Source organism: Pseudomonas parakoreensis (genome assembly GCF_021602155.1).
Classification (GTDB): Bacteria; Pseudomonadota; Gammaproteobacteria; order Pseudomonadales; family Pseudomonadaceae; genus Aquipseudomonas; species Aquipseudomonas parakoreensis.
On the sequence record NZ_BQHY01000026.1, the window covers coordinates 45,052 to 61,799 of the forward strand.

The window sequence follows — 16,748 nt, forward strand, 5'->3', positions numbered from 1 at the left end:
CCTGTGCCCGCATTTTCTGCTACACAGGCCTCTGGAAGGTGTCCGCAAGTCGGTAGCGAGGTACAGGCAGCATCCAGAGCGCTTGGGGGAGCGTTTCCGTCCCTTGGCATTCGGCTCAATGCTGCATGACCGCTCCCGCCTTTGCAGGACAGCTTCTAAGGAGCAGTCATGAGCTATGTGATCGACCGACGTCTCAATGGCAAGAACAAGAGCACGGTGAACCGCCAGCGCTTTCTGCGGCGTTACCGTGATCACATCAAGAAGGCTGTCGAAGAGGCGGTCAGCCGGCGTTCCATCACGGACATGGAACACGGTGAACAGATCAGCATTCCCGGTCGCGACATCGACGAACCGGTGCTTCACCACGGTCGCGGCGGCAAGCAGACCGTGGTTCACCCCGGCAACAAGGAATTCACTGCCGGCGAACACATCGCCCGGCCACCGGGAGGCGGCGGCGGACGCGGCCCCGGCAAGGCTGGCAATTCCGGCGAGGGCATGGACGAATTCGTTTTCCAGATCACTCAGGAAGAATTCCTCGAATTCATGTTCGAAGACCTCGAACTGCCGAATCTGGTGAAACGCAATCTCAGCGGGACTGACACGTTCAAGACCGTGCGCGCCGGGATCAGCAACGAAGGCAACCCGTCGCGGATCAATATCATCCGCACCCTGCGCTCGGCCCATGCCCGGCGCATTGCCCTGTCCGGCAGCAGCCGCGCCAAGCTGCGCGAGGCCAAAGAGGAACTGGCGCGATTAAAGCGCGAAGAGCCGGACAACTTCGGCGATATTCAGGAACTCGAAGCCGAAATAGAGAAACTCAGTGCGCGCATCCACCGTGTGCCGTTTCTCGATACGTTCGACCTCAAATACAACCTGCTGGTCAAGCAGCCCAACCCCAGCTCCAAAGCGGTGATGTTCTGCCTGATGGACGTTTCCGGTTCGATGACCCAGGCCACCAAGGACATCGCCAAACGCTTTTTCATCCTGCTGTACCTGTTCCTCAAACGTAACTACGACAAGATCGATGTGGTGTTCATCCGCCACCACACCAGCGCCCGGGAAGTGGACGAGGAAGAGTTCTTCTACTCGCGGGAAACCGGCGGCACCATCGTCTCCAGCGCCTTGAAACTGATGCAGGAGATCATGGCCGAGCGTTATCCGAGCAACGAATGGAACATCTACGCCGCGCAGGCTTCCGACGGTGACAACTGGAACGACGACTCACCGATCTGCCGCGACATCCTGATCAACCAGATCATGCCGTTTGTGCAGTACTACACTTATGTGGAGATCACCCCACGCGAACACCAGGCCCTCTGGTACGAATACGAACGCATCGCCGAAGCCTTTTCCGACACGTTTGCCCAGCAGCAGCTGGTCTCGGCCGGGGATATTTATCCGGTCTTCCGTGAACTCTTCCAGCGCAGGTTAGTGACATGACCGCCAAAGAGCAGAAGCGCCAACCCATTTCCACCGGCTCCGAATGGACATTCGAGCTGATTCAGGCCTACGACCGCGAGATCGCCCGGATTGCGGCCCGGTACGCTCTGGATACTTACCCCAACCAGATCGAAGTGATCACCGCCGAGCAGATGATGGACGCCTATGCCTCGGTTGGCATGCCACTGGGCTATCACCACTGGTCCTACGGCAAACACTTCCTCAGCACCGAGAAGTCCTATAGCCGCGGACAGATGGGGCTGGCCTACGAGATCGTGATCAACTCCGACCCGTGCATCGCCTACCTGATGGAGGAAAACACCATCTGCATGCAGGCGCTGGTGGTGGCGCACGCGTGCTATGGCCACAACAGCTTCTTCAAGGGCAACTACCTGTTCCGCACCTGGACCGACGCCAGCTCGATCATCGATTACCTGGTGTTCGCCAAGCAGTACATCATGCAGTGCGAGGAGCGCCACGGTATCGATGCGGTAGAAGACCTGCTCGATTCCTGCCATGCGCTGATGAACTACGGCGTCGACCGCTACAAGCGTCCGTATCCGATTTCTGCTGAAGAGGAACGTCGGCGGCAGAAGGACCGCGAAGAGCACATGCAAAAGCAGATCAACGATCTGTGGCGCACCATTCCCAAAGGCGCAGACAAATACAGCGACAAGGACAACGCCCGCTTCCCGGCCGAACCGCAGGAAAACATCCTGTATTTCATCGAGAAGCACGCACCGTTGCTGGAGCCGTGGCAGCGGGAAATCGTGCGCATCGTGCGCAAGATCGCCCAGTATTTTTATCCACAGCGTCAGACGCAGGTGATGAACGAAGGCTGGGCCACGTTCTGGCACTACACACTGATGAACGACCTGTATGACGAAGGCCTGGTGACCGACGGCTTCATGATGGAATTCCTTACCTCGCACACCAGCGTGGTGTTCCAGCCAGGTTTCGACAGCCCGTATTACAGCGGAATCAACCCCTACGCACTGGGCTTTGCGATGTATCGCGACATCCGCCGCATGTGCGAAAACCCTACCGAGGAAGACCGGCGCTGGTTCCCGGACATTGCCGGTTCCGACTGGCTCTCGACCATCAAGTTCGCCATGAGCAGCTTCAAGGACGAAAGCTTCATCCTGCAGTACTTGTCACCCAAGGTCATCCGCGACCTCAAGCTGTTCAGCATCCTCGATGACGACCAGAAGGACGATTTGCTGGTGCCGGCGATCCACGACGAAACCGGTTACCGGATCATCCGTGAAACCCTGGCGGCGCAGTACAACCTCGGCAACCGTGAGCCGAACGTGCAGATCTACAGCATCGACCGACGCGGCGACCGCTCGCTGACCTTGCGTCACCAGCAACACGACCGTAAACCGCTGGGCGACTCCACCGATGAGGTACTCAAGCATCTGCACCGGCTGTGGGGCTTCGACATTCACCTGGAAACCCTGCAGGGCGACCAGATCATGAAAACCCACCACGTGCCGCCACGCAGTGAGCACAGCGAGGGTGATTACGGTCGGCTCGACCTGGCCGTGATTCATCTCTAGATGCGGTTCTGACCTCCGAAAGTCCGACACAAGGTTTATCCTGTCGGGCTAACGGAGGTTTTTTATGCAGATTTTCAAGGTTGGCGGTGCGGTACGCGATCGCTTGCTCGGGTTACCGGTGACCGATATTGATTGGGTAGTGGTCGGCGCCACGGCGGACGAGATGCTCGCCAAGGGTTATCGCCCGGTTGGCGCGGATTTTCCGGTATTCCTTCACCCGCAAACCGGCGAGGAATACGCTCTCGCCCGCACCGAACGCAAAAGCGGTCGCGGTTATGGCGGCTTCACCTTTCACGCCAGCCCCGAAGTCACCCTTGAAGAGGACCTGATCCGCCGCGACCTGACCATCAATGCAATGGCCGAGGATGATCAGCAGAACCTGACGGATCCGTACCATGGCCAGCGCGATCTCGAAGCGCGCATTCTGCGTCACGTTTCCCCCGCATTTGCCGAAGATCCGCTCCGGGTACTGCGCGTTGCGCGCTTTGCCGCGCGTTATGCCGGACTGGGTTTCACCGTTGCCTCAGAAACGCTGGAATTGATGCGTCAGCTCAGCGAATCCGGCGAGCTGGAAGCGTTGACCGCTGAGCGCAGCTGGAAAGAAATATCCCGCGCGCTTATGGAGGATCAGCCACAGGTATTCATTGAGGTACTTCGCGACTGCGGCGCGCTGAAAGTACTGATGCCGGAAGTTGACGCGCTGTTTGGTGTGCCGCAACCGGAGGCGCATCACCCGGAAATCGATACCGGGCTCCACACACTTAGCGTGCTGGAACAGTCAGCGCTGCACAAACAACCGCTAACCGTACGTTGGGCCTGCCTGCTCCACGATCTTGGCAAAGGCCTGACTCCTGAAGAAGCCTGGCCACGGCACATCGCCCATGAACACACGGGGTTGAAGCTGATCAAAGCGGTCAACGAACGCTTCAAGGCGCCAAAGGACTGTCAGGAACTGGCGTTGCTGGTTGGCCAGTACCACACCCACGGCCACCGCGCCCTGGAGCTGAAGGCATCGACCTTGCTGGAGCTTTTGCAGAGCTTTGACGTGTATCGTCGCCCGCAGCGTTTCGAGGAGTTCATCGTCGCGTGCGAGATGGATGCGCGCGGACGCAAGGGGCTGGAACAGCGCAGTTATCCACAGGCCGATTATCTGCGTGGGGCGGCCGATGTGGCACGCGGGGTGGCGGTGCAGCCGCTGCTGGAGAAGGGCTTTAAAGGGCCGGAGCTTGGGGAAGCGCTCAAGCGTGAGCGACTCAAGGCGTTGAAAGCGTACAAGGAAAACCGCTGAAGCAAGATCAAAAGATCGCAGCCTGCGGCAGCTCCTACATGGAAACGCGCGTCCCCGTGTAGGAGCTGCCGCAGGCTGCGATCTTTTGCTTCAAAGGTTCAAAGGCGTGAGCTGTTCGCCACGCCATTCAAACCCCACCGGTGCCAACACCTGATCAATCTGCGCCTCGGCCCACAATGTCGCGAAGCTTTTTCCCACACCCGGATGCACCCGATCCGGCGCAATCAGCGACAGCGGCCACAGCACAAAGGCGTTTTTCAGAATTTCGGCACGCGGCAGGATCAAACCGTCGAAATTACCCGTCAGATCGCCGTACAACAACACGTCGATATCCAGCGGCAGCCCTTTGCGATCAGGGGCATAGCGACCATTATCGGCCTCGATGAATTTCAGGCGTCGATCCAGTTCCATCAACGGCAGATCGGTAAACGCCGAGACCACGAAATTGAAGAACGGCCCGCTCTTGATTCCCACCGGCTGGCTCTCGAACACCGCCGAACAGCGGATATCCACCAGAAATGTCGCCAAAGCGTCGAGCCCGGCGCGCAAATGGGTTTCGCGCTCGATATTGCTACCGAGCCCGAGGTACACCTGAGTCAGCGACATCCGCGCTCGATCTCCACACCCACGCCACCCTTGGCGGCCGGCACGGCGCCCGGCTTGGTCAGTTTCAGGCGAACCCAGGTAATCTTGAACTCGGTCATCAGCACTTCGACCAGACGCTCGGCAAAGGTCTCGACCAATTGATATTGCGCTTGTTCGGCAAAGGCCTGGATGCGCGTGGAAACGCTGGCGTAATCGAGCGCCAGAGTCAGGTCGTCACCGGCCGCAGCCGGACGATTGTCCCAGGCGAAGCTCAGATCAAGACGCAAGCACTGACGGATGCCGCGCTCCCAGTCATAGGCACCGATCACGGTGTCGACTTCCAGGCCCTCGATAAACACTCTGTCCAAGCACTTTTCTCCGCTGCACGACAAGGGCGCAATGCGCCGTTAGAATCAGGGCGTCCTCGCCCGGAATAGTTAGCATGTTTTGGTTACTGGCGACCCTCGCCTACCTGCTCGGCTCTCTGTCCTTCGCCATTTTGCTCAGCCGCCTGACCGGAAATCCGGACCCGCGAATGAGTGGCTCGGGTAATGCCGGCGCCACCAACATGCTGCGCCTGGCCGGTCGCAAACTGGCGATCCTGACCTTGCTCGGTGATCTGTGCAAAGGCCTGTTGCCGGTGCTGATCGCAGCAGCCGCTGGCCTTTCGCTGCAGGATCAGGCCTGGATCGGCGTGTGCGCCGTGATCGGTCACCTGTTCCCGCTGTATTTCCGTTTTCGCGGTGGCAAAGGCGTCGCCACGGCTGCCGGCATGCTGCTGGGCCTGTATCCACCCGCCGCGCTGCTGGCGGTGTGCGCCTGGCTGCTGACGTTCTACCTGACCCGTACCAGCTCGCTGGCGGCGCTGATCGCCACGCCACTGACCTTGCCCCTACTTGCATGGCAAGAGCCGGAGGCGCTGCTGCCGATGAGCGCGCTGACGCTTCTGATCGTCTGGCGCCACCGCGGCAATCTACGCGACCTGTTTGCCGGGCGCGAACGGCATTTTTAAATACCGCCCATGAGCGCCGCACATTACAGCGCCGACAACTGCTCCATCGGCCAGCGCGCCTGCACGCTGATCGCCAGACTTTCCTGCTGACCGGCCTGCAAACGCTGACAACCGGCAAACGCGATCATCGCGCCATTGTCGGTGCAAAACTCGGGACGGGCGTAAAACACATCGCCCTTCATATCGCCGAGCATCTTTTCCAGCGAAACACGCAACGCCTTGTTGGCACTGACGCCGCCAGCGATCACCAGACGTTTCATGCCTGCCTGTTTCAGGGCCCGCTTGCATTTGATGGTCAAAGTCTCCACCACGGCCTGCTGGAACGCCAGCGCAATGTCGCAACGGGCTTGCTCGCTGTCGTCCCCGGCGCTGACGCATTGCTGCCAGGTGTTGAGGGCAAAGGTCTTCAAGCCACTGAAGCTGAAATCCAGACCCGGGCGATCACACATCGGACGCGGGAAGGTGAAACGTCCCGCAACGCCCTTCTCGGCCAGCTTGGCGATTTCCGGCCCGCCCGGATAATTGAGGCCCATCATTTTCGCGGTTTTGTCGAACGCTTCACCGGCGGCATCGTCGAGGGTCTCGCCAAGCAGGCTGTATTGGCCAATGCCATCGACCTGAACCAGTTGCGTGTGCCCACCGGACACCAACAAAGCGACGAACGGAAATTCCGGCGGTTTGGGCTCCAGCATCGGCGCCAGCAAGTGGCCTTCCATGTGGTGCACACCAAGTGCCGGAATACCCCAGGCAAACGCCAGCGCCTGAGCGCACGAGGCACCGACCAGCAGCGCGCCGACCAGGCCCGGGCCCGCTGTGTAGGCGATCGCATCGATCTCGGTCGGCACGCAGTCGGCCTCGGCCAACACCTGACGAATCAAGGGCAGCATGCGTTTGACGTGGTCACGCGAGGCCAGCTCCGGCACCACGCCGCCATAGACGCGGTGCAGGTCGATCTGGCTGAACAGCGCGTCGGCCAGCAGGCCGCGTTCACTGTCGTATAATGCGACGCCGGTTTCGTCGCAGGAGGTTTCTAATCCCAGTACTAGCATGGGTTTGCGCCTTGTTTAGGCTGAATTCGAAGGCGCGCATAATAGTCGCCACGCGATGCCCCGACTAGCGGTTTTCGATCAGAGGCTTTGCATTCCGAGCGATGAGGGGTTAACATCCGCAACCCTTAAAAACCGACGTCTTCAAGTGCTCTTTTGCCGCGAGGATGTTGACCCCGGTAATGAATGAAGGTAGCTCTGGATGCCAGCCGTCAAAGTTAAAGAGAACGAACCCTTCGACGTAGCTCTGCGTCGTTTCAAGCGCTCCTGCGAAAAAGCCGGTGTACTGGCTGAAGTTCGTAGCCGCGAATTTTACGAGAAGCCAACTTCTGAGCGTAAGCGCAAAGCAGCAGCCGCTGTTAAGCGTCACGCCAAGAAAGTTCAGCGCGAACAGCGCCGCGCCGTTCGTCTGTACTAATACACAGACGTTCGTAGCAAGCTTCTTGCCTAAGCCCGGCCTTCAGCCGGGCTAATGGCATTTGCGTAAAACGCTTGATGCTTCACCGTCGAAGCCGCACACGCGACCGAGACAAATCTGCTTCACGCGTCAGACCTGGCTCTTTTGCCAGCGGTGCACGTCTTTTCTGACGAGCCTTTCAAGGCTACTGACGAGCACACCCACTGATTCCTCTCACGACGATCAGCCCAAGGCACCTCCATGCGTGCCCGCTTTATTGAGCTATCCGAGGCCATTTATCGGCCGTCAGCGGATTCAGCGCAACACTTTCAAATAGTCGAAGACTGATGGTTACTAACGTCAGTGGATTTTCGGCAGATACACTTCCCGACAGCGAATATGCACCGACCGGTCGAACCGCCCATTTTGTGCGCTTCACTCAAGACCTGTGTCCGGCCGCCCTTCGCATCGGACTCATTACAGCGCAGACGAGAACGCCATGGCCGGGCTGATTCCCCAGAGCTTTATTGACGACCTCCTGAACCGCACCGACATCGTCGACGTGGTCAGCTCGCGCGTGCAACTGAAAAAGGCCGGCAAGAACTACACCGCCTGCTGCCCGTTCCACAAAGAGAAAACCCCGTCGTTCAGCGTCAGCCCCGACAAGCAGTTCTATTACTGCTTCGGCTGCGGCGCCGGCGGCAATGCCCTCGGCTTTCTCATGGACCACGACAACCTGGATTTCCCCCAGGCTGTCGAGGACCTGGCCAAAGCCGCTGGCATGGAAGTCCCCCGCGAAGAAAGCGGCCGCCCGCACAAACCGCGGCAGCCAACCGACTCGCCGCTGTATCCGCTGCTCACCGCCGCCGCCGACTTCTACCGCCAGGCGCTCAAGAGCCATCCGGCGCGCAAGGCTGCGGTGGATTACCTCAAGGGCCGCGGTCTGACCGGCGAGATCGCCCGGGACTTCGGTCTCGGCTTTGCGCCGCCGGGCTGGGACAATCTGTTCAAGCACTTGAGCAGCGACACGTTGCAGCAGAAGGCCATGATCGACGCCGGCCTGCTGATCGAGAACGCCGAAACCGGCAAACGCTATGACCGCTTCCGCGATCGCGTGATGTTCCCGATCCGCGATACCCGTGGCCGGATCATCGCTTTCGGTGGCCGGGTACTGGGTGACGACAAGCCGAAATACCTGAACTCGCCGGAAACCCCGGTCTTCCATAAAGGCCAGGAACTCTACGGCCTCTATGAAGCACGCAAGAACAACCGCAACCTCGACGAAATCATCGTCGTCGAGGGTTACATGGACGTCATCGCCCTCGCCCAGCAAGGCTTGCGCAATGCCGTCGCAACCTTGGGCACGGCGACCAGCGAAGAGCACCTCAAGCGCCTGTTTCGCGTCGTGCCCAACGTTCTGTTCTGCTTCGATGGCGACCAGGCTGGCCGCAATGCTGCATGGCGCGCACTGGAAGCGACACTGCCGTGCCTGCAGGACGGGCGCCGTGCGCGCTTCCTGTTTCTACCCGAAGGCGAAGACCCGGATACGCTGGTTCGCGCCGAAGGCACTGACGCCTTCAAGGCTCGCATCAATCAGCATGCGCAGCCGCTGGCAGACTATTTCTTCCAGCAACTGACCGAGGAAGCCGATCCGCGCTCGCTCGAAGGCAAGGCCCACATGGCTACCCTCGCCGCGCCGCTGATCGACAAAGTGCCCGGCGCCAACTTGCGCATTCTGATGCGTCAGCGCCTGACCGAAATCACCGGCCTGAGCAGCGAAACGGTCAGCCAGCTTGCGCAAAGTGCGCCGCAGGAAGCTCCTCCGACCTACGATCCGGGCATCGATTACGACGCAATGCCGGACTACAGCGACTACCATCAGCCGCAGGCACAGGACATGTATGTGCCGCAGCAGGAGTGGACGCCAAAGAAACCCGGCGCCGGCGGCAAGAAATGGGACAAGAAACCTTGGGACAAGAACGGCAAGCGTGGCGGCGATCGCGATCAACAGCGCCCACGCACGCCGATTGGTGTCGAGTCGCCGACGCTGACCGCCCTGCGTACATTGCTGCACCACCCGCAACTGGCCGAACGCGTCGAAGACGCCGGACACATTGCGGACGAAAATCAGACCAATGCCCAGTTGCTTGTGGCGCTGCTCGAAGCCGTACAGAAGAATCCCAAGCTAAACTCATTTCAGTTGATCGCGCGATGGCATGGCACTGAACAGGGTCGCTTGCTCAAGGCGTTGGCGGAAAAGGAGTGGCTGATTGACGGAGAAAACCTTGAACAACAGTTTTTCGACACCATTACTAGCTTGTCAGCCCGCCAACGCGAGCGAAATCTGGAACAGTTGCTCAGGAAAGCGCGTCAAAGCGAACTGAGCGCCGAAGAGAAAAATCAACTGCGCGACCTATTAAGTCGCAATGTTTCCGCATCAAACCCGACCTCAACTGGCGCGTGAGGTCATAGCTCAGGTATAATCCTCGGCTTGTTTTTTGCCCGCCAAGACCTTCAGTGGATAGGGTGTTATGTCCGGAAAAGCGCAACAGCAGTCTCGTATTATTGAGTTGATCAAACTGGGTCGTGAGCAGAAGTATCTGACTTACGCCGAGGTCAACGACCACCTGCCCGAGGATATTTCAGATCCGGAGCAGGTGGAAGACATCATCCGCATGATTAACGACATGGGGATCCCCGTACACGAGAGTGCTCCGGATGCGGACGCCCTTATGTTGGCCGACGCCGATACCGACGAGGCCGCTGCGGAAGAAGCAGCCGCCGCGTTGGCCGCGGTGGAGACCGATATCGGTCGCACCACTGACCCGGTGCGCATGTACATGCGTGAAATGGGTACGGTCGAGCTTCTGACTCGTGAAGGCGAAATCGAAATCGCCAAGCGTATCGAAGAAGGCATCCGTGAAGTGATGAGCGCTATCGCGCACTTCCCAGGCACGGTTGACCACATTCTCTCCGAGTACACTCGCGTCACCACCGAAGGTGGTCGCCTGTCCGACGTTCTGAGCGGTTACATCGACCCGGACGACGGTATTGCGCCGCCTGCTGCCGAAGTGCCACCGCCGATCGACGCGAAAGCCGCCAAGGCTGACGACGATACCGACGACGATGACGCCGAAGCTTCGGATGACGAAGAAGAAGCCGAAAGCGGTCCGGATCCGGTCATCGCTGCGCAGCGTTTCGGCGCTGTCTCCGACCAGATGGAAATCACCCGCAAGGCCCTGAAAAAGCACGGTCGTCACAACAAGGCCGCCGTTGCCGAGTTGCTGGCCCTGGCCGAGCTGTTCATGCCGATCAAATTGGTGCCGAAGCAATTCGAAGCCCTGGTCGAGCGTGTTCGCAGTGCTTTGGATCGCCTGCGTCAGCAAGAGCGCGCGATCATGCAACTGTGCGTCCGTGATGCACGTATGCCACGCGCCGATTTCCTGCGTCAGTTCCCGGGCAATGAAGTCGACGAAAGCTGGTCCGACGCACTGGCGAAAGGCAAGAGCAAATACGCCGAAGCCATTGGTCGCGTGCAGCCAGACATCATCCGTTGCCAGCAGAAGCTGATTGCGCTGGAAACCGAAACCGGTCTGACCATCGCTGAAATCAAGGACATCAACCGTCGCATGTCGATCGGTGAGGCCAAGGCCCGCCGCGCGAAGAAAGAGATGGTTGAAGCCAACTTGCGTCTGGTGATCTCGATCGCCAAGAAGTACACCAACCGCGGCCTGCAATTCCTCGATCTGATCCAGGAAGGCAACATCGGTCTGATGAAAGCGGTGGACAAGTTCGAATACCGTCGTGGTTACAAGTTCTCGACTTATGCCACCTGGTGGATCCGTCAGGCGATCACTCGCTCGATCGCCGACCAGGCTCGCACCATTCGTATTCCGGTGCACATGATCGAGACGATCAACAAGCTCAACCGTATTTCCCGCCAGATGTTGCAGGAAATGGGTCGTGAACCGACTCCGGAAGAACTGGGCGAACGCATGGAAATGCCTGAGGACAAGATCCGCAAGGTGTTGAAGATCGCTAAAGAGCCGATCTCCATGGAAACCCCGATCGGTGATGACGAAGACTCTCATCTGGGTGACTTCATCGAAGACTCGACCATGCAGTCGCCAATCGATGTGGCAACCGTTGAAAGCCTGAAAGAAGCCACCCGCGAAGTGCTGTCCGGCCTCACTGCCCGTGAAGCCAAAGTACTGCGCATGCGCTTCGGTATCGACATGAACACCGACCACACACTCGAAGAAGTGGGCAAACAGTTTGACGTAACGCGCGAGCGGATCCGTCAGATCGAAGCCAAGGCGCTGCGCAAGCTGCGCCACCCGACGCGAAGCGAGCATCTGCGCTCCTTCCTCGACGAGTGATACCAGAACCCCCGGCCCAGGCCGGGGGTTTTGTTTATACGGCAGATTAAATCCCTCGCACCGCCCCTCCCCCGCATACCCCGTCTACACTCGAAACAATCAATCCCGTGCCCTAACGAGACGGTTATGCCCAGACTGGCGCCCGTGCTTTTCTTGCTGTCACTGATGATCTGGACCGCAACGGCTAACGCGCTGACTCTGACCGATGAAGAACGTAGCTGGCTCGCGGCTCACCCGGACTTGCGCCTGGGTGTAGACGCCTCGTGGCCGCCGTTCGAGTTCCGTGATGAACAGAATCGCTATCAAGGTCTGGCCGCTGATTACATCGACGTGATCCGCCAGCACCTGGCCGTCAAACTCACTCCGGTCGAGCCGTCGAGCTGGACTGAGGTGCTGGCGCAGGTGAAAACCGGCAAGATCGATCTGCTGCCTGGGATCATGTCCACGCCCGAGCGCCAGAACTATCTGTCGTTTACTCGCCCTTATCTCGATTTCCCGATCGTGATCCTCGCCCATATCGGCGGCGCGCAACCGCGCAAAATCGAAGACCTGTACGGACTGAAGATCGCCGTGGTGGAAAACTACGCCCCCCACGAACTGCTGCGCACCCACCATCCGGACCTGAATCTGGTGGCCATGCCCAATGTCAGCTCGGCCTTGCAGGCCCTGGCTACCGATGAAGTAGATGCGGTCGTCGGCGATCTCGCCTCCAGCGTCTGGAGCCTGCGCCAACTCAAGCTCGACGGTTTATACGTAAGCGGCGAAACCCCGTATCGCTACCAGTTGGCCATGGGCGTGCCCCGTGACAACAAAATGCTGGTGGGCATTCTGGACAAGGTCCTGGCGGACATGAGCCCGGAGGAAATCAGCAGCATTCAGGAACATTGGGTCGGCAATGTCCTCGATCATCGGACATTCTGGTCGGATTTGCTGATTTACGGCCTGCCGGGCCTGTTATTGCTGATGATCATCCTGGCTGTGGTCATTCGCATCAATCGCCGCCTGAGTTCGGAAATTGCCCGCCGCGTCGACCTCGAACAGGAATTGCGCAGCAGCGAATACCACTACCGCGGACTGGTGGAGAGCCTGTCGGCCATCGCCTGGGAAGCGCGCATGAGCGACTTCACCTACAGCTATGTGTCGCCGCATGCCGAGGATCTGCTCGGTTATCCACAGGCGCACTGGCTGATTCCGGGTTTCTGGCGCAACATCATCCACCCTGCCGACCTGACGCGTGCCCAGGCCATCTGCGATGAGGCAGTGCGCGAAGGGCGCGATCACACCCTCGATTATCGGGTGATTACCGCAGACGGGCGCTGCCTGTGGGTGCGCGATATTGTCAGCCTGATCGAGCACGGCCATGAGCCGGTGATGCGCGGGCTGATGATCGACATCAGCGAGACCAAACGTACAGAAGAAGCATTGCGGCTGTCGGAGCAGAAGTTCGCTTCGGTGTTCCAGCAATGCCCGGACATTCTGGTCATCGCGAGGCTGTCCGATGGCTGCCTGTTGGAGGTCAACGAAGCCTTTGAGGAACAGATCGGCCTGAAGGCCGAAGACGTCATAGGCCAGACCGCCACGGAACTCAATATCTGGGGCATTCCCGGAGTCGGTCCGGGACTGCTCCAGCGCTTGCAGGCCGGTAGCATCCGCAACCTGGAGATGCCCTTTCGCCGCAACAACGGTCAGGTATTCACCGGCCTGATCTCCGCCGAACCCTTCGACCTCGACACCACTCCAGCGCTGGTGGTGGTGGTGCGCGACATCACTCAGCTCAAGGAAACCCAACAACAACTGCAAACCTCCGAAGAGAAGTTCGCCAAGGCTTTTCATGCCTCACCGGACGGCTTGCTGCTGTCGCGTCAGAGCGATGGCTTGCTGCTGGAGGTCAACGAGGGCTTCAGCCGCATCACCGGATTCAATAGCGCGATGTCGGTGGATCGCTCGGCGCTGGACCTGGGGATCTGGGTCAACCTCAACGAACGCAAGCAGATGCTCGACCTGCTGCACCGCGACGGCTTCGTGCGCGATTTCACTTGCCATATCCGCCGCAGCGACGGGCAGATCCGCCTGTGCGAAGTGTCCAGCCGACCGCTGCCGATCGGCGAAGAAGACTGCATGCTGACCATCGCCCGGGACATCACCGAGCGCCATCTGATGCAGGAAAAGCTGCAACAGGCCGCCACCGTTTTCGAGAGCACCGCCGAGGGCGTGCTGATCACCGATACCCAGCAGCACATCAGCGCGGTGAACCGTGCGTTCACCGAAATTACCGGCTACAGCGAAAGCGAAGCCCTCGGCCATACCCCGCGCCTGCTCGCCTCCGGCCTGCATGACAGCGCGTTTTACGCGGCGATGTGGCACCAGTTGACCGACGAGGGTCACTGGCAAGGCGAGATTTCCAACCGGCGCAAGAACGGCGAGCTGTACCCGAGCTGGCTGACCATTAGCGCCGTGCGCAACCGCGACAAATTGATCACCCACTTCGTCGCGGTGTTTGCTGACATCTCCAGCCTCAAACACGCACAAGCCAAACTCGACTATCAAGCGCACCACGACCCACTCACCGGCCTGCCGAATCGCACCCTGTTCGAAAGTCGCCTGCTCACCGCGCTGAACAGTCAGCAGGAAAATGGCGGTCAGGGCGCCGTGCTGTTTCTCGATCTCGACCGTTTCAAACACATCAACGACAGCCTTGGTCACCCGGTTGGCGACCTGTTGCTCAAAGGCATTGCGGTACGCCTGAAGGAGCAATTGCGCGATATCGACACCGTCGCCCGACTGGGCGGGGATGAATTCATTATCCTGCTGCCGGGCCTGCAACAAGCCAGTGATGCCGACAACATCGCAATCAAACTGCTCAACTGCTTTGGCGCACCGTTTCAGGCCGGTGAGCACGAGTTTTTCATCAGTGCCAGCATCGGCACCAGCCTCTACCCACGGGATGGCTGCGACGTTGCAACTCTGGTGAAAAACGCCGACGCCGCGATGTACCGCTCCAAGGCCAAGGGCCGCAACCGCGTCGAAAGCTACACCCGCGACCTCACCGCCCAAGCCAGCGAACGCGTGGCACTGGAACACGAACTGCGCCGGGCCATCGAACGCGAAGAGTTGTTCCTCTACTACCAACCGAAAATCAGCCTCGACGACCATCGCCTGGTCGGCGCCGAAGCACTGATCCGCTGGCGCCACCCGACCTTCGGCGAAGTGCCGCCCGAGCACTTCATTCCGCTGGCCGAAGAGAACGGCATGATATTGCAGATCGGTGATTGGGTACTCGAGACCGCCTGCCGGCAGATGTTCGAGTGGAATCAGATCTACGACAGCCTCGGCCCGCTGTCAGTCAACCTCGCCGGTGCGCAACTGCGCCAGCCGAATCTGCTCGGGCGTATCGAACAACTGCTCAGGGACAACCGTTTGCAGCCGGATTTACTGCAACTGGAAATTACCGAAAACTTCATCATGAGTCAGGCCGAAGAGGCCTTGGCGGTGCTGCACCAGCTCAAACACCTGGGTGTACAACTGGCGATCGACGACTTCGGCACCGGTTATTCATCACTCAGTTACCTCAAACGCCTGCCGCTGGACATCCTCAAGATCGACCAGTCTTTTGTTCGCGGACTGCCCGACGACCCGCACGACGCGGCGATCGTCCGCGCGATCATCGCCCTGGGCCGGAGCATGCAATTCACCGTGATTGCCGAGGGCGTGGAAACCCAGGCGCAACAGCAATTTCTGGCGGCTGAGGGCTGCGAACAGATTCAGGGCTACATCGTCAGCCTGCCACTGCCCCCGGAAGAATTCGCCGCAACGTTTCTTCGTGTAACCGTATCGGATTATTCGGATAGCACAGCCGAGAAACCGTCGTTATAATCCGCGACCTACTGAGGGCCTATAGCTCAGTTGGTTAGAGCAGAGGACTCATAATCCTTTGGTCCACGGTTCAAGTCCGTGTGGGCCCACCACATTTGAAAGCCGCGCTACATGCGCGGCTTTTTCTTGGGCGATCGGTTGGGGGGACTATCTTTGCGAGCGCAATGTTCGGAAGACTTCCCCGAAGGCTGTAGGAATGTTCCGAAGCTGTTTTTTCTCCCCTCCCCGCGCCTTGTTGACTGTTTCCCCAGACAAGTAATCTCCGGACGCCACTGCCCGTCCAGGATTGTTTTTATGCTTGTGAATGCTGCGCCACTGATAAAGGAAGCAGCCGACCAACCAACCTGGATCGACCTTGCTCTGCCAGATCTAAGAACATTGCCAAGAGAAATTCGGTCAGCCGCAATCGAAGAAGTAAAAAGGGCTGACGACGCCGAAGGTGCTCTCAAAATCCTTCTGAATCACTTTGGGTTCGTCGACGATTCCGTACTAGCCGTTACTATCCTCACGCCTATTGGAAACGTTGCAGTCATGCGAGACAAACTGGCCCATATCGTCGAGAAACGTCCAGACTCCCGAGAACGCTATGTTTGACATGCCATCGACACGCTGGCGGGACCTTTCGAAGTATGGAAAGTCCTCTACGATAATGGCGGATTCCGATTGGCATTCATCAACGCCTATGAGGCAAAAAACGACATGCTCGTCGTGGTCGATGTGCGGAACGGGCACGTCCTCTGGAATTTCATGCACGCTCCGTCAAGAGCAATGAACAAGCACCGCCAAGGCGATCTTTTGTACAAGCGGTACATTCTTGAAGACAAAGAAAAGGGCAGCCAGTTGGCTGCCCTTGATATTTGAATCCTGATATTTGCATCCTCAGGAAATGGGATGAAGAGGTCTCACCTTACACCGATGTTGCAGCATCGCTGAGGTACCTACGTCCGCTAAAGCCCTGCAAGGCAGCAGATTTCGCGCTCTTGTTGGCATTCTTGATAAATAGGCCCGGCAAGTCAAACCAAATATTTGATGTTTGTTTTGGCGCAACGATTGCCTCCACGCATAAGTGACGTGCTCAGTCATCGTCAGCAGCGTGTCGCAGATAGTGCCTGTAACATGCGAACTCATCCGCACTCGACAGTCATGGAGCCGCCCCTTTGCCCGACACC

Annotated in this window: 13 protein-coding genes and 1 tRNA gene; 11 read left to right on the forward strand and 3 right to left on the reverse strand. The window is 58.9% G+C overall.

Translation table 11 applies throughout. The features are described 5' to 3' along the window. The first annotated feature begins 168 nt into the window (after positions 1-168). The 3 genes from L6D63_RS26635 (at position 169) to L6D63_RS26645 (ending at position 4,287) form a co-directional block, all read left to right on the forward strand. Positions 169-1,440, forward strand: a complete 1,272-nt coding sequence (locus L6D63_RS26635; protein WP_041070055.1) for a YeaH/YhbH family protein — start codon at positions 169-171, stop codon at positions 1,438-1,440. Next, positions 1,437-2,999, forward strand: a complete 1,563-nt coding sequence (locus tag L6D63_RS26640) for a SpoVR family protein (protein WP_047296987.1) — start codon at positions 1,437-1,439, stop codon at positions 2,997-2,999. Before L6D63_RS26635 ends, L6D63_RS26640 begins: the two co-directional genes overlap by 4 nt. Before the next feature lie 64 nt (positions 3,000-3,063). Further along, on the forward strand, positions 3,064-4,287 hold the full coding sequence (locus tag L6D63_RS26645; RefSeq protein WP_131670537.1) for a multifunctional CCA addition/repair protein: 1,224 nt from the start codon (positions 3,064-3,066) through the stop codon (positions 4,285-4,287). A 90-nt stretch (positions 4,288-4,377) separates the two neighbouring features. Here L6D63_RS26645 and folK read toward each other — a convergent pair whose 3' ends face one another. Both folK and folB read right to left on the reverse strand, forming a co-directional pair. Continuing rightward, complete coding sequence (folK, locus tag L6D63_RS26650; protein ID WP_121187488.1) at positions 4,378-4,893, reverse strand: 2-amino-4-hydroxy-6-hydroxymethyldihydropteridine diphosphokinase; 516 nt, start codon at positions 4,891-4,893, stop codon at positions 4,378-4,380. Then, complete coding sequence (folB, locus tag L6D63_RS26655; RefSeq protein WP_041070044.1) at positions 4,884-5,240, reverse strand: dihydroneopterin aldolase; 357 nt, start codon at positions 5,238-5,240, stop codon at positions 4,884-4,886. The genes folK and folB overlap by 10 nt, the downstream gene beginning before the upstream one ends. Positions 5,241-5,314: 74 nt before the next feature. On the opposite strand from folB, the gene plsY reads away from it, so the two are divergent. After that, positions 5,315-5,884 carry a glycerol-3-phosphate 1-O-acyltransferase PlsY gene (gene plsY, locus L6D63_RS26660; protein ID WP_041070041.1) on the forward strand — a complete coding sequence of 190 codons (570 nt, stop codon included), beginning with the start codon at positions 5,315-5,317 and terminating at the stop codon, positions 5,882-5,884. 23 nt (positions 5,885-5,907) lie between these two features. Here plsY and tsaD read toward each other — a convergent pair whose 3' ends face one another. Further along, a complete protein-coding gene (tsaD, locus tag L6D63_RS26665; protein WP_039768071.1) occupies positions 5,908-6,933 on the reverse strand; it encodes a tRNA (adenosine(37)-N6)-threonylcarbamoyltransferase complex transferase subunit TsaD in 1,026 nt (341 codons plus the stop codon). A 199-nt stretch (positions 6,934-7,132) separates the two neighbouring features. Between tsaD and rpsU the strand changes: the two genes are divergently transcribed. The 7 genes from rpsU to L6D63_RS26700 all read left to right on the forward strand — a co-directional run bounded on the left by rpsU (position 7,133) and on the right by L6D63_RS26700 (position 16,440). Next, positions 7,133-7,348, forward strand: a complete 216-nt coding sequence (gene rpsU, locus L6D63_RS26670) for a 30S ribosomal protein S21 (RefSeq protein WP_002551877.1) — start codon at positions 7,133-7,135, stop codon at positions 7,346-7,348. A 478-nt stretch (positions 7,349-7,826) separates the two neighbouring features. Continuing rightward, entirely contained in the window at positions 7,827-9,791 is a 1,965-nt protein-coding gene (dnaG, locus tag L6D63_RS26675; RefSeq protein ID WP_047296995.1) for a DNA primase, read from the forward strand. Positions 9,792-9,858: 67 nt separating this feature from the next. Beyond that, entirely contained in the window at positions 9,859-11,706 is a 1,848-nt protein-coding gene (rpoD, locus tag L6D63_RS26680) for an RNA polymerase sigma factor RpoD (protein ID WP_041070030.1), read from the forward strand. 126 nt (positions 11,707-11,832) lie between these two features. Next, positions 11,833-15,579, forward strand: a complete 3,747-nt coding sequence (locus L6D63_RS26685) for a bifunctional diguanylate cyclase/phosphodiesterase (protein ID WP_131670538.1) — start codon at positions 11,833-11,835, stop codon at positions 15,577-15,579. 15 nt (positions 15,580-15,594) lie between these two features. Then, a tRNA-Ile gene (locus tag L6D63_RS26690) sits at positions 15,595-15,671 on the forward strand. 202 nt (positions 15,672-15,873) lie between these two features. After that, on the forward strand, positions 15,874-16,173 hold the full coding sequence (locus L6D63_RS26695) for a hypothetical protein (RefSeq protein WP_047296999.1): 300 nt from the start codon (positions 15,874-15,876) through the stop codon (positions 16,171-16,173). Between the two features lie 15 nt (positions 16,174-16,188). Continuing rightward, positions 16,189-16,440 carry a PBECR2 nuclease fold domain-containing protein gene (locus L6D63_RS26700; RefSeq protein ID WP_268989789.1) on the forward strand — a complete coding sequence of 84 codons (252 nt, stop codon included), beginning with the start codon at positions 16,189-16,191 and terminating at the stop codon, positions 16,438-16,440. The last annotated feature ends 308 nt before the right edge of the window (positions 16,441-16,748 follow it).